This window comes from Sneathiella glossodoripedis JCM 23214, from assembly GCF_000616095.1.
GTDB lineage: Bacteria > Pseudomonadota > Alphaproteobacteria > Sneathiellales > Sneathiellaceae > Sneathiella > Sneathiella glossodoripedis.
Window position 1 is genome coordinate 91,089 of the sequence record NZ_BAMS01000002.1, and the last position, 17,125, is coordinate 108,213.

The window sequence follows — 17,125 nt, forward strand, 5'->3', positions numbered from 1 at the left end:
AAGTGACTAGCAAAGTGATTTCCACAGCTTATAAAATTTTCACCCGCACTCTATTAAGCATCCTCGTGCTGTTTGTACTTGCAGCTCTGGTGCTGGTGGCAGCCTTGTCGCGCGGGCCGGTTTCAATGACATTTATGGGACCCTATCTGGATCAGGTGATCGCGGATCAGTATCCGGATATGACATTCGCCTTTGATGATATCCAGATGCTTTGGGATAATCGCGACAGAAATCTGGTCTTCAATGTCCAAAGCATGTCTATCCGCCGCGAGGCGGAAACGGTTGCCTTTATCCCTGAAGTGACCGTAACGTTCAGCGCAGATGCCTTGTATAATGGTCGACTGGCGCCTTCCGGGCTTGAATTTGAAGGACTTAAAATTGTCCTCACGCGCACAGCGGATGGGGCAATGAATTTGGGCTACAGCTATGGCGAAGAACGGGATGCGGATAAATCTGCAGATAACACCGCTGAAGCCAGCAACCCTGAGATTGTACACACACTCCTGGCGGAATTGGGTCAGAAACAGGCCAGTTCCGATCTGACGGCGTATCTGGAACGGCTGGAGATATATGATTTTGGCCTGTTTGTTGAGGATGAAAAAATCAACAAACTCTGGCGGATCACATCGGCCGATCTTGTACTTTGGAAAAGCGAGGAGGGGCTGAACGGTCGGTTGCAAGGTGATGCGCATTTTGGCGAGGATACAATTACGCTGGCCTTTGATGCAGCCTATAACCGCGCGAGTGGGGAGACAGTTATGCAGACCGCCATTCGCGATCTGCATTTGCCTCTTTTGGCGCGGGAAATTCCTGATCTGAAAATACTGCAAGGGGTGACGTTGCCCGTCAGTGGAAATATCGATTTGTCCATTGATCGCACCTTCCAGCCTAAACAGGTCAGTTTCCGTCTTCGTGCGGGGCAGGGAAAAGTGGACATCCCCGATCTCTACAAAAAACCACTTCCTATTAATTCTGTAGAAGTGGTTGGGCATAGTGCTGCCCCGTTTAATGGGGTCAACCTGAATGTGGTGAAGATTGATAGCGACGGGCCGGATATAACCCTGAATGGGGCTTTCCAGCAGAGCGAAGCCGGTTTTGGCATGTCAATCGAAGGGAGCTTTCCGGAAATTCGAACCAATGATCTGGCGCTCTATTGGCCATATTCAGCAGGTGTTGATGCTTATAACTGGGTGACGAGCAAAATCAGTGACGGAGTGGCCAAAAACGTGACGTTCCGTGTTGATCTGCCAGCGGGTGCGATTGCCAGTGGTAAAATCCCCGATGATTCAATTGAGTTGAAATTTGATATTGAAGGCGCAAGTGCGGATTATTTCGCTCCTCTTCCAAAAGTGACAAACATTAATGGCAAGGCAATTCTGACCGAAAAGCAGATTCACATTTTTGCAATGACCGGCGAAGTGGGTGGCCTGCGGTTACCGCAAGGCGATGTGCTGATCTATGACTTTGATAAATATGACCAGATTGCGGACATTACGTTGAAGGTTGAGGGGGAAAACGCACGTATTTTTGAATTTTTGGATCGCAAACCACTGGAACTTGCGAGCCCATATGGTATTGAGCCTGCGAAAATGACAGGCACGGGTGTCGTTCAGGCGCAGTTTGTTTTCCCTTTGCGCGATGATCTGCAGCTTGAGCAGGTTAATTTTGAAGCCAGTGGTGAATTTTCAAACGCGTATATTCCGAATGTGTATGAAAATTTCGACCTGTCTTCTGCCAATATGGCCGCCTTGGTAACCCCGGAAAAACTAAGCGTCAAAGGCAAAGGAAATGTGCAAGGTGTCGATGCTGATGTCACGTTTCAGTCCTGGTTCAAAGGGGATAAATCCGGTCAACGCCGCTATGAGGTTCAGGCTCGGCTGGATGAGCAGGACCGGGCAGCCTTGGAATTTGACACGGAATATCTGATGGGAACTGTTGGCGCTTCTCTGGCGGTGGATTTGTATCCCAGTGGTGTCTCTTCCGGTGTCGCTACCCTAAATCTTGTTGAAAGTGAATTGCGATTTGATCCACTGAAAATTAACAAACCGGTCGGTGTGCGAGGACTGGTTGGAACTCAGTTCCGCACAGAAAAGGATGGAACGACAAAACTCTCGAATATTCGGCTAAGTTCACAAAATCTGGATTTGGTGGCGACTGCTGAGCTGGACGCAGATGGTTTGAAAACTTTTGATGCCAAAGATCTGAAGTTTGAAGGGGGGAGTGGAAGCGTAAATATCAGACGTGTGGCGGCTAATTCTTATGACGCACGTATTAACGGCAGTCATATCGATTTGAAACCATTTATTCTGGAAGAAGCCAAACCGATAAATGACGATCCTGCCGCCCTTGAGGAAGCGCTCAATTCACCCACTGTGCGCGCTCAGTTTCTGTTTGGTGAGGCAACCCTTGATGAGGATGTCAAACTATCCAATCTGCAAGGAACGCTCGAATATAGCCGCGGGATTATGCAAAAAGCCAATATCTCTGCCGCCTATGCAGGACAGCATAAACTGACATATGCTTTGGATGCAAACGGGCCGGAAAGCCGGAAATTTGAATTGTCAGCGACCGAAACCGGTATGCTCCTCAAAGGGCTGGATGTTTATGACAACGGGCAGGCAGGAGAGTTGAGCATTACCGGTACCCTTACAAATCATCCCCTTGATAGCGAGGCGACAGGATTTGTGAAAATCAAAGACTTGAAAGTTCACAAAGCAAATGTGCTGGCAAAAATTCTGACCATTGGCTCGCTGACAGGTATCGTGGAGCTTCTGCAAAATGACGGCATGACTTTCGCGACGTTGGAGGGACCATTTACCTACAAAAGCAACGTTGTTGAAACAAAAGACTTTCGCGCTGTGGGGGCCATTGGCCTGACCTTTACCGGTAAAATAGATCAATTGCAGAAAACAACAGAAGGGTTTGGAACTGTTATTCCGGCTTATACTCTAAACTCAATACTTGGAAATATCCCCATACTTGGTCGTCTGTTGGTTGGCCGTGAAGGGGAGGGAATCTTTGGTTTTTCCTACAAACTTTCTGGGAAAAGTGAGGACCCCGATGTGTTTGTGAACCCGGTATCTGCGCTCGCTCCCGGCATATTGCGGCGCATGTTTTTCGAACCTTGGGGCTCCGGCGATACAAAACCGGCAGAGCAACAACCAAAAAAAGGGCCAGCCCAGCAGCCTTGACTGCTAACGGCTGACCCTTTTCGGATTATGGCCTGTTAAACAGGGATGATCAGATGATGGCGTTTTTTACCGGCGGATAATTTGATACGTCCTTCTGCATCAAGGTGATCCAGTGACACCACCAGTTTCTCATCCGCTATTTTCTCATCATTAAGTCGCGCACCGCCACCTTTGATCAATTTTCTGGCTTCGGAGCTGGACTGTGCCAGTCCGATTTGATTGAACAGAGCAAATGCAGGAATGCCGGCCTCAAGATCTGCTTTGGGCACTTCTGTTGAGGGAAGGCTGTCTGCCGTTTGACCCATTTCAAACGTTTTGCGCGCTGTTTCAGCAGCTGCCTCAGCGGCTTCTGCCCCATGGGCGAGGCGGGTGCATTCATTTGCCAGAATCTTCTTGGCTTCGTTCAGCTCCGCTCCTTCAAGGCTTTCAAGTCTTGAAATTTCATCCATGGGCAATTCTGTAAACAGTTTGAGGAATTTACCCACATCTGCATCTTCTGTATTGCGCCAGAACTGCCAATAGTCATAAGCCGAAAGCATATCTTCATTCAGCCAGATCGCGCCAGCGGCGGTCTTGCCCATTTTCGCGCCTGATGACGTTGTCAGAAGCGGGGTTGTCAAGCCATAGAGGTCAAAGCCATTTGTCCGGCGACCCAATTCTGTCCCGTTGACAATATTTCCCCACTGATCGGAGCCACCAAGCTGCAGGCTGCAGTTGTAGCGCTTTTTCAGTTCAACGAAATCGTAGGCTTGCAGGATCATGTAATTGAATTCCAGAAAACTCAAAGACTGTTCCCGTTCAAGCCGCAACTTCACGCTATCAAATGTCAGCATCCGGTTGATGGAAAAGTGCCGTCCATAATCGCGCAGGAAACTGATATAGCCAAGGCCACTGAGCCAGTCATCGTTATTCACCATGATCGCATCAGTTGGTCCATCGCCAAAGGTAATGAATTTTTCAAATACCTTTTTAATGCCATCCATATTTTCCTGGATCATTTCATCCGTAATAACCGGGCGGCTTTCATCTTTGCCTGACGGATCACCGACTTTGGTTGTTCCCCCGCCCATCAGCACAATTGGCTTATGTCCCGCTTGTTGCAGGCGGCGCAGAATCATAATCTGCATCAGGGATCCAACGTGAAGACTGCGGGCCGTACAGTCAAAGCCGATATACGCGGTCACCGGCTCTTTGGCAAAGGCGGCATCCAGCTCGTCAATATTGGTACATTGATGCATGTATCCGCGTTCGACGAACATTTTCATAAAGTCAGAGCGTAATTCGGTCATTTGATCTATATTTATCTAAAAGGTGGAAAAAAACAGAGACAGTCCTGTAGCATATTCTGAACCTGTTTTGAAAGGACTGGTTTGAAACTGTAAATTTAAAGGGGCGAGGAGTGTTACCATGCAGCCAGTTTGGGCTATTGGACTAATGAGCGGCACCTCCATGGATGGGGTGGATGCTGCCTTGATCAAAACGGATGGACAGAGCGTTTTCGAATTTGGTCCTGCTTGTTCACTCAGCTATAAACTTGACTTTAGAAATCGTTTTCGCAGATTTCTTGGACAACAAACAGCGCCCGCGGAAATCATTAACGAGTTCACGGACATTAATGCCTCTGCGGTTGAAGCTGTTCTTGAAGAAAGTGGCCTTGATCGCAGTGATATAAATGTGATTGGTTTCCATGGGCAGACGTTGTTTCATGATGCTCCTGCCGGGATCACGGTTCAGGTTGGAAATGCCAGCCGCCTTGCCAAGCGTGCGGTGTTGAAGTTGTCTCCGAATTTCGTGTTGCGGACGTTGCTGCCGGCGGGCAGGGGGCTCCATTTGCACCGCTTTATCACCGTGCATTGGCAAAGGGTTTGGAAGGCCCACTTGTCGTTTTAAATCTGGGCGGTGTTGCGAATGTCACTTATATAAATGATGACGAAATTCTGGCTTTTGATACGGGACCTGCCAGCGCCCTTCTGGATGATTGGGTTCTGTCGAAAACCGGGATGGCATATGATTCAAACGGTCATATCTCCAGACGCGGTACAGTCGATCAGTCTGCGCTATCGCACTTGTTGTCTCACTCCTACTTTGATCGCCCGCCGCCAAAAAGTCTGGATCGGGATGATTTCTCCAGCCATCCAGTCCGGCATCTGTCTTTGGAAGATGGCGCGGCAACCCTTGCCGCCTTTACCGTGCAGAGCATCCAGAAATCTCTCGAGCATATGCAGGTGAAGCCGCGTCGTTGGCTGGTTACAGGCGGCGGTCGCCACAACAGCTACTTTATGGAACAGATCTCAAAAGCGGTGGGCACATCTGTTGAACCGGTTGAAGCTGTTGGCTGGCGGGGAGATGAGCTGGAAGCAGAGGCATTTGCTTTTCTTGCAGTGCGCTCATTGCTGGGATTGCCGCTGAGCGTTCCGGGTACAACAGGTGTTAAAACACCGATGTGCGGCGGTGTCCGCTACCCTTGTGCAGCGGCTTGAATGTAGCGATCTTTTTTGATTTCATCCAGTGTTTCACGCACCTTTATGGCAAGTGTATCAATGGAATAGGGTTTAGGCAGAATATCATCCGCAATATCATCAATTTCTTTCGCGGTCTGTTTTGTCAGCATCTCATCAGCGCGTGAATACCCGCTTGTTAGAAGAACTTTCAGACTGGCCTTTTGCAGGCGTCCTGCTGCGGCCAGTTTAAACCCATTAAGTTCACCGGGCATGATTATATCTGTGATCATCAGCTCGATTTGCGGGAATTCGTTTAAGATTTCAAGGGCGCATTCGCCGCTATAAGCTGTGAAAACCGTGTAACCCAAATTTTCAAGTCGGCAACGGGCGATTTCGGCCAGTTCTTTTTCATCATCGACAATGAGAATCTTCTCATTTCCGGTTGGCAGCGGTGCCTTGCTATCGGATTTTTCGGCTCCGGCAGGAGTGAGGGGGGTCTCATAGTCACGCGGGATGAAAAGGGTAAAAGAACAGCCTTCGCCCGGCCTGGATTTTACTTTGATATGGCCCTTGACCCGTTTGATGAAGCCAAACACCATACTTAATCCCAGGCCGCTTCCTCCGCTGTCTTTTTTTGTTGTATAAAACGGCTCAAACATATGTTCCTTAACTTCATTGCTCAGGCCGTGACCCGTGTCTTCGACCGTAATGGCAACATAGTCACCCGCCACAATATCTGGCTGCAAGCGGGCATAACTGGCACCTATGGAGGTATTTTCTGTCCAAATCGAAAGCCTGCCTCCGTCTGGCATTGCGTCTTTAGAGTTCAGACACAGATTAATCAGCGCATCCTCCAATTCGCCGGGATCGACTTTTACCGGCCAGATTTTAGGCGTCAGATGGGTTTCGAACTGAACTGATGCAGTTGCTGATTTGGCAATCAGTACCTTCAGCTCACGGATCATCTGATTGCTGTTCACCTGCTTCGTGTCCGAGTTTTTATTTGCAGAAAAATTGAGCAGTTTTCGTGTGATTTTGGCGCCGCGTTCAGTGCAATGTATCGCAGTCTTTAAATGCTTTTGCAGGGAATTGTTGACATCAAGCTGCTCGGAGGCGAGTTCCAGATTGCCCTGAATAATACCCAGCAGATTGTTGAAATCATGCGCTATTCCACCCGATAATTGACCAATGGCCTGCAGTTTCTGAGCACTTTGCTGCTCCTGATTGTACCGTTTGCGTTCGGTGACATCAAAGCCGGAAAAAAACAGCATGTCCCGGCCATCCAGATGAATGATTTCAGCATTTAAAAGAAAATCGCGGACTTCGCCATTTCTCATAACCGATTGGGTGGCATAATCGCGCAGGCTTCCGGTTTTTTGAATTTCGGTCAGGATCTTCTCACGTGCCGATGTGTCATCACCCCAGATGTTCAGCTCGTCCGCAGTCTTGCCAATGGCTTCATCGCGGCGAAAGCCACGTGTTGTGATCCAGGCATCATTAACATCAATGAAACGACCGGTTTCCAAATCCGATATGGAAGCAAGTTGGGCGCTGGAATAAAATGCGGCGTCATATAGTTTTGAAAGGCGCGCAAGTTCACCCTTTGCCTCTTCCAGCTCTGCTTCCTTCTCAGCAAGTTTGTTCAGCGCATCCTGCAATTCAGTATCTTGCGTATCAGATGCGGGGCCAACCTGCTGATTTGCACTCTGGGACATGTACATCTCCTACTTACTCTGAAAAAGTGTAAGCAGGAGTCGTAAAGTAAATCTTAAAACACAGTGAATTTCTAATAAAAAAGCCGCTAATAAAGAGCGGCTTTTTTAAAGAATTTATTCTTCCGTCGGGGCGAGGCGCATATCCAGATATTCATCTACAGCTTCCATCAGGTCCGGAATGGTTTCCTGGAAGAAATGATCAGCTTTGCTGATCTCTGTATGGTGAATGGTAATGCCTTTTTGCGCCTGCAGCTTTTCAACCAATTTCAGCACGTCCTTGTGAGGGACTTGAGCATCGCGCAATCCGTTGATAATCACACCAGATGACGGGCACGGGGCCAGAAATGAAAAATCATACATGTTTGCAGGTGGCGCAGCAGAAATAAATCCTTCAATTTCCGGGCGGCGCATCAATAACTGCATGGCAATCCAGGCACCAAAGGAAAAACCCGCTACCCATACGGATGGGGCATTGGGGTTGTTTGTCTGCATCCAGTCAAGCGCAGCCGCTGCATCAGAAAGCTCGCCTACGCCCTGATCATAATCACCCTGGCTTCGCCCAACACCGCGGAAATTGAAACGCAGGACAGAAAATCCACGCTCTTTGAAATTGGTAAACAGATGGTAGACCACTTTGTTGTTCATGGTGCCGCCAAACTGCGGGTGCGGGTGAAGGACCAGCGCTAACGGAGCGTTTGGTTCTTCAGAATGGTGATAACGACCTTCGAGGCGACCTTCAGGTCCATTAAATATTACGTCAGGCATCTAAGTTCAGGTTCCTAATCGTCTAAACATGTTAAGTGCTGCTATACATAGTGTATAAATGCACTGTGATCCAGATCAACAATACCGTAAATTCCAGCCGCATATTATAAGGCTTCCTTGACAGGCAGGGGAAGCCCTTTATATCTGAATCTTACGGGCGCGTTGCAACTTTTAGCTAGTTTCGCTATAAAGGCCGCACAATACAGAAGGAATGGGCTAATGTTCAAGCATATTAGCGAAGATCTTGAAGCTGTTATCGAAAGAGATCCCGCTGCACGCTCCAAATTGGAAGTTGCGTTACTGTATCCAAGTTTTCATGCAGTCCTTCTGCATCGTGTTGCTCACGCCTGTTATAAAAGCGGTTGGCGTCTTATTGCGCGCCTCATTTCCCAATTTAGCCGGTTCATGACTGGCATTGAAATTCACCCCGGCGCCAAAATCGGCAAAAAACTGTTTATTGATCATGGAATGGGTGTGGTCATTGGGGAGACTGCTGAAATCGGTGACCATGTGACATTATACCATGATGTGACACTTGGTGGGGTCGCTCCCTCAATCGATTCAGATAGCCAGCGGGATGTGAAGCGCCACCCTACACTTGAAGATAATGTTATTGTCGGTTCAGGGGCGCAGGTGCTCGGGCCAATTACCGTTGGTCGATGTGCACGGGTAGGGGCCAACTCGGTCGTTGTAAAAAACGTGCCTGAACGTGTAACAGTTGTCGGTAGCCCTGCTCGCGCAGTCACCGGCGCACCGCGCCCATCAGAAGAAAGATTCGCAGCTTACGGTATCGGCGGTGATGAATTGCCCGATCCTGTCTTCAAGGTTCTCGATGGTTTATTGGATAAGGTGCAGTCTTTATCCATGCGCGTGGAAGAACTTGAAAATGAACTCGAAGCAACCCGTCCTTCTTCAGTAATGATTGGTAAAGAGGATGTGGATCGGGAAAAAGCTGCCGATAAAAAGGCGTAATCTTTCACCTTTTCGCAATTAGCACCTTCTCAAGACTTGCCTGATAGGGGCGAAATACATATTTTGCCCCTATGACACACGCCATTTATCTAGATTACAATGCGACGGCTCCCATCCGCCCTGAGGTTATTTCTCTGGTTAGCGAAGTGATGAGCGAAGGGGGTAATCCGTCGTCTGTACATGCACTTGGCCGAAAGGCGAGGGCACGTGTTGAAGGCGCGCGCCGTCAACTGGCATCGCTTGTAGAATGCAAAGCGCAGGAAATTATTTTCACATCGGGCGGAACTGAAGCCAATAATATGGTCTTCAACGGGTTTGAGGGACGAAAACTGATCATTGGTGCGGGTGAGCATGACAGCGTTCTGGCATCCGCGATGCAGCAAAATGCTGTGCAGGTTCCGTTAAATACAGATGGTGTAATTGATCTGGATGCTCTTAATTCCCTCTTGAGCACTATTGAAGAGCCTGCCCTGATCTCGGTGATGATGGCCAATAATGAAACCGGTGTCATACAGCCCATTTCTGAAATTGTTGAACTTGCCCGCGAGCACAGTGCTCTTGTGCATACCGATGCCATACAGGCTGTTGGAAAAATTCCTGTTTCATTTTCCAACTTGGGTGTTGATATAATGACAGTATCCTCACACAAAATCGGTGGACCGCAAGGACAGGGGGCGTTAATACTGCGCGAAGGTGTGCCAATTTCAGCGGGCCAAAAAGGCGGCGGGCAGGAACTTGGGCGCCGCGGTGGAACAGAAAATGTCGCGGGTATAGCAGGCTTTGGACTTGCTGCTGAAATGGCGGCGCTGGAAATAGATAAGATCTCTGCCCTTGCAGAGCTCCGTGACCATCTGGAAGCAGAAATCACACAATATTGCCCCCACGCGGTTATTTATGGGAAATCAGCGCTACGTCTGCCAACAACGAGCTGTATATCCATGCCTGGCGTTGGTGCAGAGCTGCAGGTCATGAATTTTGATTTGGCAGGTATCGCGGTTAGCGCCGGGTCCGCCTGCTCAAGTGGTAAAGTCAAAGCAAGCCATGTTCTCACGGCTATGGGCGCCAGCGACGAGGCGGCATCAGAGGCTATTCGGGTAAGTCTTGGTCTCTCACGACGGCCAATGAGATTGATAAATTTGTGGAAGTCTGGCAAAAGTTGTATCACAAGAAAAGCCCCAGAAGTGCGGCATAATGCCGATTTGGGCGTAAAGAAAAGGGTTACAGAGTTTATGTCGAAACTGACATTCGTTAAACCGAACGGAGACCGAGTGGAAGTCGTTGCGCCAATTGGCAAAACCCTTCTTGAAATTGCTCATCAGAATGGTCTTGAGCTTGAGGGCGCATGTGAAGGCAGTCTCGCCTGCTCAACCTGTCATCTGATTATTGACGAAGATGATTTTGACCGTTTGCCTGAAGCCTCTGACGATGAAGAGGATATGCTGGACCTTGCTTGGGGATTGACACCAACATCCCGCCTCGGGTGCCAGATTGTCATGACCGAAGAGCTTGAAGGCATGGTTGTGACTTTACCAAGCGGCTTTAACAATCAGTTATTTTAGCATCTCATGTCTGAAACGCTTTTTGACCGCTTGAAAGCGGCTAATCTGGACCATTGGAACGCTTACATTCATCATGCATTCGTTGTCGGGATGCAGGATGGCAGCTTACCCAAGACCGCGTTTCAATTCTATCTGGTGCAGGATTATCTGTTCCTGATCCAGTTTGCACGCGCTTACGCTCTTGCGGCCTACAAAGCTAACACGCTTGAAGACCTGAAAGCGGCTGCTGAAACGGTGACTGCTTTGACCGATACGGAAATGAAGCTTCATGTGCAATATTGCGAAGAATGGGGCATCAGTGAAAAGGAAATGCAGGCAACCGCGGAAGCACCGCAAAATATGGCATATACCCGTTATGTGATGGAGCGCGGTATGTCAGGCGATATTCTCGATTTATATGTCGCGCTTGCCCCTTGTGTCGTGGGATATGGTGAAATCGGTGCGCGCCTCATATCTTCTCCTGATACGTTGCGCGAAGAAAACCCTTATCTTCCCTGGATCGAAATGTATGGCGGGGACGACTATCAATCAGTGGCAAAAGCGGCAATCTCCCAACTTGACCGATTGGCTGCCACAAGATTGACGGATGCCCGCTTTGATGATCTGTTAAAAACCTTTGGCGATGCAACCCGACTGGAAGTCGGCTTCTGGCAGATGGGTATAGATGCGACTTGAGGTCGCTCGCAGTTCTATCTCTTAATTCTGTTTTTCTGCGAATTTTCGCTCTATTCTGGATATCCTTCAAGCTCCCACAGGATTTGAGCCTCTTCCGTGAAGCAGACATGACTGACAAGTGAGTGATCCTTCGTCCATAGATGCAGCAGAATGTCAGCAGGTTCATCTACGGTTCCAAGCCGCTCGCTTCCCGTCAGATTTAACATGACCTTATGCGAGGTTGACGCGCAAATCTCTGCGTGAACTCCGTAAAAATTGGAACTGATGGTTCGGTGAAGATGTCCGCAGAAAATACGCAATACCTGTTTGTGTCTGGAAATAACCTCTCCAAATTTGTCAGCATCTTTCAGACCCATTTCATCCATCGGTTTAATCCCGGTCAGGAAGGGGGGGTGATGCATGAAAATTAAGGTTGGCATTGTCGGTTTTTCGGACAGGGTTTTATCCAGCCATGCAAGGCGTTCTTCACATAATCTACCCCAGGCCTGACCTTTGACATTGGTGTCCAACATGACATGCCGAAGCCCTTCTTCTTCCCAGCAATATTGGATATAATCTGTCTTTGGCACATAAGCGTGATCTGCAAATTTCTGGCGAAAAGTCTCACGGCAGTCGTGATTACCAATGCCAAGATATGCCGGAATTTCCAGTGTCGCCAGAACTGCAGACAGGGCATCATATTCATCGGCGCCCCCTTCATTGACCAGATCACCGGTTATGACTGCAAATTTCGGGCGGGGTTCCATGGCATTTACGCGATCAATGGCACGCTGCAATTTGTCGATTGTCAGGTAAAGATCGTGAAATTCTGACTGACGGACCGTTACATGCGGATCACTCAACTGCGCAATAATCATTAAACCTGTCCTTCGCGTAATAACTTCAGCATATCCCGTGTGCGTACGAATTTGCGTCTTGGGCTTTCATCCTTCGCCCGCTGTTTTTCAGCTTCGTTGATTTGTTCCCAATCAGAGAAGGTCACGGTTTCAATTCCCTTCTCCTGGCAATAGGCATCCAGCCCTTTGGCACCGGATTTACTTCCATCGCCTCCATCGCAATGGTCAGCGACAATAACATCGACAACTCTTTGGCTATCCAATCTGTTCGTGCCAATCGTTCCCGATGGGCCACGTTTGGCCCAACCAACGACATACAGATGCTCATCCACTTTGCCATCGGTGTTTTTTACAACGCCTTTTTCGACGGGTAAGCCGCCAACATTGACCAGCTCATAGCCAATGCAGGTGACTAGCAGATCACAGGGATATTCAACAAACTCTCCGCTCCCGACAGCCTTGCCATCTTCGATCCGGTTCTTCTCAAAACGGACCTTTTCAATGCGATCATCACCGTATATGTGGGTGGGGGAGAGCAAAAAATCAAGGCTGAGCAAGCGTTTGCCGGCTACTGGCTTGTTAGCGGCATAGTCGCGCAGCAGGCTCAGGTTATTATTGACCACCTTTGTCTCTTTGGCATCTGTACCTTCAAAACTGTCAGGGATGAGCGCTGGATCCGTGACCGTGACTGCTGTGCTCAGATCCTTGAACTCACTCAGCTCTTTAGTTGAAAACTGGGCGTGTTCAGGGCCGCGTCTACCAATTACGCGAACATGTTCAATTGGACTGTCAAAGATCATCTCGCGGGCATGATCCACAAGATCGCTATCTTTCATCTCTTCAGTACTGCTGAGCAGAACACGGGCAACGTCTAGGGCGACATTTCCATTGCCGATTACAATCGCGTTCTTGATATTCAGATGTGGGACAGCGTTTCGGTATTCCGGGTGACCATTATACCAATAGACAAAGACCTGTGCGCCGAATACCCCTTCCTTGTCTTCACCTTCAATGCCCAATTCTCTATCTTTGGGGGTGCCGATTGCCATTACGACAACATCGTAAATTTCCCGCAATGTCTGCAAAGAAATATCATCACCAAAAGAGATATTCCCAACGAAACGGACATTTTCATTTTCCATTATCTTGTCAAAGGCGCGGCTGACATTTTTTGTCGTTTGATGGTCCGGCGCGACACCGGTGCGGATTAACCCATATGGGGTTGCGAGTTTTTCGAGGATATCGATTTCGCAGCCGGGACATTTGTCAATAAGCGCTCCTGCCGTATACATGCCAGCGGGGCCCGATCCAATAATTGCAACCTTCAGAGCATTACCCATCCTGTTCCTCCCTACCCATCAGACCACCAAAGCGCTTTTCAAAGTCAGCGGATGCGGCCGGCAATGGGCCCCCGATTGTCTTTAAAACCTGCATCAGATGTATCTCCGCCTGCTGCCAGATCCGCTGGTAAATGTCGTGAAACAGGTCTCGCGCCCGCATACCGTGCCAGTTTTCAGGCAGCAATGTTTCTGGCAGCATCGGATCACGAAGCAGGGCACGCCGATAGTCGTGCACAAGCAGGGTTCTGACGACGAATGCCTGTTGATCACTGAGCGTCTCGCCCTTTTTAATGGCTGTTTCAATGGGCTCAAAATGCGCGATGAAATCACTATAGCCTTTTTCAATTTCTTCCAGATTCCATCCTTTTTGCACAACGATATGGGCGCTTGGCTCCTCTGTCAGTGCAAATTCGGCGCCCTTGATAAAGGTGACATGCGACTGTACGCCAAGGTCTTCCACAAGTTGTGCGACCCGATTTGGCGGACATTGCGGATGGGCAAAAATGCCGGCGCCCAGATCCCCAAATCCCAGCCAGCCCAGTTCAATTGCCAACTGGCGTTTCTGATCATCATTTAATTTGCGACGTTCAGAAAACAGCAGCGTCCATTCACCATCCCATTCCTGCGGCAAATGGTTGTATATGCGCTTTGTTGCCTCTTCGAAGCGGTGTTGACCACTTTTGGTGAGGGTATAATAACTTTTGCGGCCCCGTTGTACGCTGCTTAGCAATTGATCATTTTTCAGTCGAAAAACAGAAGTCCGCACAGCGCGTTCATTCAGGCCGAGACAGTCAACCAGATCGATCAGACTGCCAAGCCACACGGTGCCGCCATGGGGTGCAATGGAATCGCCCCAAATGGTGACCAGCAGAGAGCGTGCCTTCAAATTCAGTTGCTCAGGAAGTTTTGAGAGCCGTCGCGTCAGCGCCGGTATATCTCCGCCCATTACTCACACCCTGTGTCCAAATACGATACGACTTTCTTTTGGTTGTGTATCATATTGACCCAACTCCGGGCGAAGTACCAGTGAAATCTGTGTCGCGATAGGCCTGTCGAAGCAACAGGACACAATCTACACTATTGCATAAGACAATCATAATATTAATTGACTGTATTTGATTTTACTATACTATCACAACTAGAGGTGGAGGGCGAAATGAAAAAATACATTTTTTGGGCTGCCATGACAATGCTCACAGCTTGTTCTGGCTTAAGTACTGTTCCTACTTCAGGGGAACAAGCTTCAGGCTATGGATATGTTCCGCTTGATGGGCTTGCAGTAGAGTTTAACAAAAAATGTGTTGACCCAAATGCGGCTTTGAAACTGTTCCCTGACGTCACGCTAAGGTTTGCTGTGGGGAGTTACGACGTAAATGGAGAGTTAACTTATGGCCCCGCAACAGTTACAACAAAAGGTCAAACATACAAAGCGATACTGGATTATGTGAACATTGACGCTGTTCCAATCACCTTTCTGATTAGAAAAAGAATATCAAATGAAGATAATACTTTATGGGTTCCTCTCACAGCTCCTGTGCCAGATAAATTCTTAGTAATCGCATATGATGCAGTCCAGGTTATTGAAAAAGAACGGTTGCTTTCTAGTTCTGACGTAAGGACAAATTTAACCACTACTTTTGGCGAAGTCAGAACAGATAAAAAATTTAAAGACTATGATCTTGTTACAATGCCAGTTTATATTGGTGTTGGCCTGCGGCTGATTGCAGATATCGTTGCGTTGGAAGGTAAAATAAACCTAAGCGGCCTTGGTGTGATCGGGGCTGAAGCAGGTAACAAGAAATTGACTGGTAAGCTGACGGTGCAAACAATCGGTGTAAATGGTTCTGCAATTGGAACTATATTGCCTTTACCGAGTAAGTTGGATCAAACAACTATTGAAAATGGGATCCTCGCCTTGGGCAGCGGGCGAACTTCTCTCTATAATAAAACCGAAGAAAACAGGAACTTGTGGGTTACGCCTAGAGTGGTGGGGCTATATAGCCCCGTAGGAACGAATTCTAGCTTAATAAATGCGCTTTATTCTGCTTTATCAAAAGTACCTCCCAGATGGCAGGGTGACTGCACGGATAAATAGACTTTCTTTTGGTTGTGTATCATATTGACCCAACTCCGGGCGAAGTACCAGTGAAATCTGTGTGACTTTAGCTAATCAGTTTTTTGGCAATGTGACTGTGTTCTGCCATCAATGCCTCCATATCCAACCCGATTACAGCACCGTCGCTCACCCGCCATTTTCCGCCTACCATCACATGATCAGCTTGGTGGGCGCCGCATAAAAGAAGTGCGGCAAGTGGATCACCAGCTCCCGAAAAGCGGGGCTCATCCAGCTTGAAAAGTGCCAGATCCGCCTGCTTGCCAACGGTAATCTGGCCAATATCATCGCGTCCAAGGCACTGGGCCGATCCTTTGGTCGCAAATTCGAAAGCTTTTTGATGGGTCATTTCAGTGGCTTCATAGCGCAGGCGACCAAGCAAAAGCGCCTGACGCACTTCCTGAATAAGGTTGGATCCATCATTGGAGGCGGAACCGTCTACACCAAGCCCAACAGGTGAGCCTGCCTCTTGTAATTCCAGGGTTCTGCAAATGCCGGAGCTGAGCACCATATTGGAAGAAGGGCAATGACAAATCCCGACGCCGGCCTCACCCAGCCGTTTAATTTCGTTATCGTCGAAATGAATGCCATGCGCAAGCCAGGTTTGATCTCCAAGCCATCCCACACTTTCCAGATAATCAAGCGGGCGCAGCGAAAACATCTTTTCGCAAAATGCTGTCTCGTCATGGGTTTCGGCAAGATGCGTGTGCAGGCGAACGTTCAGGTCTTTGGCAAGCTTGGCGCTATCCTTCATCAACTGGGTGCTCACCGAAAAAGGGGAGCAGGGGGCGAGTGCAATCTGAACCATCGCGCCATTGCCGCGCTCGTGATAACGGTTAATCAGACGCTCGCTGTCGTTTAAAATTGCCTCTTCACTCTGCACTGTGCTCGGCGGCGGCAGTCCGCCCTGATCTTCCCCAAGGCTCATGGAGCCGCGCGTCAGCATCGCCCGAATGCCCATCGATCTTGCCGCTTCAACCTGTATGTCGATTGCCTCTTCAAGGGGACCGGGGAATAAATAGTGATGATCCGCCGCGGTGGTGCAACCTGAAAGAAGTAATTCAGCCAGCGCAAGCTGCGAGGAGAGCGCAATCATTTCTTCGCTCAGACCCGCCCAAATGGGATATAGCGATTGCAGCCATGGGAATAGTGGTTTGTTAAGGGCGGGCGGACATGCGCGCGTCAGTGTCTGGTAAAAATGATGGTGAGTATTGATCAGGCCGGGCAACAGGACATGTTCACTGGCATCGAAAACCTCAATACCTGTCATGTCTTTTGGTGTTTCACCAGAGCCGTAGGTCGCGGTTATCTGGTCATTTTCCACGAGGATGCCGCCGGCACAATTGTCGCCCAATACCGCGAGCGGATTTTTGATCCAGATTTTCATGACCGTTTACTCTGCTACAGATTATTTTACGTGGAAATATTGGTAAAAACTCTACGTCAGTTGTGGAATTCTGACAAGTCAACAAATGTCAGCTTTTTTGACCTTTTTATGCTAATTTTGTTGCTCAAATC

At 48.7% G+C, this 17,125-nt stretch carries 12 protein-coding genes and 1 pseudogene; 6 read left to right on the plus strand and 7 right to left on the minus strand.

Annotated elements, in window-relative coordinates; all coding sequences use genetic code 11:
- Window positions 1–2: 2 nt before the first annotated feature.
- Entirely contained in the window at window positions 3–3,191 is a 3,189-nt protein-coding gene (locus JCM23214_RS08430) for a YhdP family protein (RefSeq protein WP_148301805.1), read from the plus strand.
- Window positions 3,192–3,226: 35 nt separating this feature from the next.
- Here the strand turns inward: JCM23214_RS08430 and tyrS are convergent, their stop codons facing one another.
- Entirely contained in the window at window positions 3,227–4,480 is a 1,254-nt protein-coding gene (gene tyrS / locus JCM23214_RS08435) for a tyrosine--tRNA ligase (protein WP_025898569.1), read from the minus strand.
- Between the two features lie 118 nt (window positions 4,481–4,598).
- On the opposite strand from tyrS, the pseudogene JCM23214_RS25355 reads away from it, so the two are divergent.
- A pseudogene (locus JCM23214_RS25355) lies at window positions 4,599–5,671 on the plus strand (anhydro-N-acetylmuramic acid kinase).
- Here JCM23214_RS25355 and JCM23214_RS19800 read toward each other — a convergent pair.
- Together JCM23214_RS19800 and JCM23214_RS08450 are read right to left on the minus strand one after the other, a co-directional pair.
- Window positions 5,650–7,347 (minus strand): ATP-binding protein, encoded by a 1,698-nt coding sequence (locus tag JCM23214_RS19800; RefSeq protein WP_159104321.1) that lies wholly within the window; start codon window positions 7,345–7,347, stop codon window positions 5,650–5,652. The pseudogene JCM23214_RS25355 and the gene JCM23214_RS19800 overlap by 22 nt on opposite strands.
- A 114-nt stretch (window positions 7,348–7,461) precedes the next feature.
- On the minus strand, window positions 7,462–8,112 hold the full coding sequence (locus tag JCM23214_RS08450; protein WP_025898571.1) for an alpha/beta hydrolase: 651 nt from the start codon (window positions 8,110–8,112) through the stop codon (window positions 7,462–7,464).
- Window positions 8,113–8,274: 162 nt separating this feature from the next.
- Between JCM23214_RS08450 and epsC the strand changes: the two genes are divergently transcribed.
- From epsC to tenA, 3 genes are all read left to right on the plus strand, one after another.
- The gene (gene epsC, locus JCM23214_RS08455) at window positions 8,275–9,084 is read left to right on the plus strand and encodes a serine O-acetyltransferase EpsC (RefSeq protein ID WP_267879397.1); all 810 of its coding nucleotides are present in this window, start codon (window positions 8,275–8,277) and stop codon (window positions 9,082–9,084) included.
- 71 nt (window positions 9,085–9,155) lie between these two features.
- The gene (locus JCM23214_RS19805; RefSeq protein ID WP_199899441.1) at window positions 9,156–10,643 is read left to right on the plus strand and encodes an aminotransferase class V-fold PLP-dependent enzyme; all 1,488 of its coding nucleotides are present in this window, start codon (window positions 9,156–9,158) and stop codon (window positions 10,641–10,643) included.
- Window positions 10,644–10,649: 6 nt separating this feature from the next.
- Complete coding sequence (gene tenA / locus JCM23214_RS19810) at window positions 10,650–11,318, plus strand: thiaminase II (protein ID WP_037493183.1); 669 nt, start codon at window positions 10,650–10,652, stop codon at window positions 11,316–11,318.
- Between the two features lie 50 nt (window positions 11,319–11,368).
- On the opposite strand, the gene JCM23214_RS08470 is transcribed toward tenA, so the two are convergent.
- Genes JCM23214_RS08470 through paaX form a run of 3 tightly spaced genes read right to left on the minus strand, consistent with a single transcriptional unit; the run spans window position 11,369 to window position 14,440 of the window.
- Window positions 11,369–12,175: a phosphodiesterase gene (locus JCM23214_RS08470; RefSeq protein ID WP_025898573.1), complete on the minus strand. Its 807-nt coding sequence runs from the start codon at window positions 12,173–12,175 to the stop codon at window positions 11,369–11,371.
- Window positions 12,175–13,494 carry an FAD-dependent oxidoreductase gene (locus JCM23214_RS08475; protein ID WP_037493185.1) on the minus strand — a complete coding sequence of 440 codons (1,320 nt, stop codon included), beginning with the start codon at window positions 13,492–13,494 and terminating at the stop codon, window positions 12,175–12,177. The genes JCM23214_RS08470 and JCM23214_RS08475 overlap by 1 nt, the downstream gene beginning before the upstream one ends.
- Window positions 13,487–14,440 carry a phenylacetic acid degradation operon negative regulatory protein PaaX gene (gene paaX / locus JCM23214_RS08480; RefSeq protein WP_037493187.1) on the minus strand — a complete coding sequence of 318 codons (954 nt, stop codon included), beginning with the start codon at window positions 14,438–14,440 and terminating at the stop codon, window positions 13,487–13,489. The genes JCM23214_RS08475 and paaX overlap by 8 nt, the downstream gene beginning before the upstream one ends.
- 210 nt (window positions 14,441–14,650) lie before the next feature.
- Between paaX and JCM23214_RS22325 the strand changes: the two genes are divergently transcribed.
- Entirely contained in the window at window positions 14,651–15,589 is a 939-nt protein-coding gene (locus JCM23214_RS22325; RefSeq protein ID WP_025898576.1) for a hypothetical protein, read from the plus strand.
- A 67-nt stretch (window positions 15,590–15,656) separates the two neighbouring features.
- Here the strand turns inward: JCM23214_RS22325 and JCM23214_RS08490 are convergent, their stop codons facing one another.
- Window positions 15,657–16,994 carry an 8-oxoguanine deaminase gene (locus JCM23214_RS08490; protein WP_025898577.1) on the minus strand — a complete coding sequence of 446 codons (1,338 nt, stop codon included), beginning with the start codon at window positions 16,992–16,994 and terminating at the stop codon, window positions 15,657–15,659.
- Window positions 16,995–17,125: the final 131 nt, after the last annotated feature.

Coding starts and splice junctions, on each gene's coding strand:
- JCM23214_RS08475 (WP_037493185.1), bottom strand. CDS start 13,494: ATGGGTAATGCTCTGAAGGTTGCAATTATTGGATCGGGCCCCGCTGGC.
- tenA (WP_037493183.1), top strand. CDS start 10,650: ATGTCTGAAACGCTTTTTGACCGCTTGAAAGCGGCTAATCTGGACCAT.
- JCM23214_RS08450 (WP_025898571.1), bottom strand. CDS start 8,112: ATGCCTGACGTAATATTTAATGGACCTGAAGGTCGCCTCGAAGGTCGT.
- JCM23214_RS22325 (WP_025898576.1), top strand. CDS start 14,651: ATGAAAAAATACATTTTTTGGGCTGCCATGACAATGCTCACAGCTTGT.
- JCM23214_RS19805 (WP_199899441.1), top strand. CDS start 9,156: ATGACACACGCCATTTATCTAGATTACAATGCGACGGCTCCCATCCGC.
- JCM23214_RS19800 (WP_159104321.1), bottom strand. CDS start 7,347: ATGTCCCAGAGTGCAAATCAGCAGGTTGGCCCCGCATCTGATACGCAA.
- JCM23214_RS08470 (WP_025898573.1), bottom strand. CDS start 12,175: ATGATTATTGCGCAGTTGAGTGATCCGCATGTAACGGTCCGTCAGTCA.
- tyrS (WP_025898569.1), bottom strand. CDS start 4,480: ATGACCGAATTACGCTCTGACTTTATGAAAATGTTCGTCGAACGCGGA.
- paaX (WP_037493187.1), bottom strand. CDS start 14,440: ATGGGCGGAGATATACCGGCGCTGACGCGACGGCTCTCAAAACTTCCT.
- JCM23214_RS08490 (WP_025898577.1), bottom strand. CDS start 16,994: ATGAAAATCTGGATCAAAAATCCGCTCGCGGTATTGGGCGACAATTGT.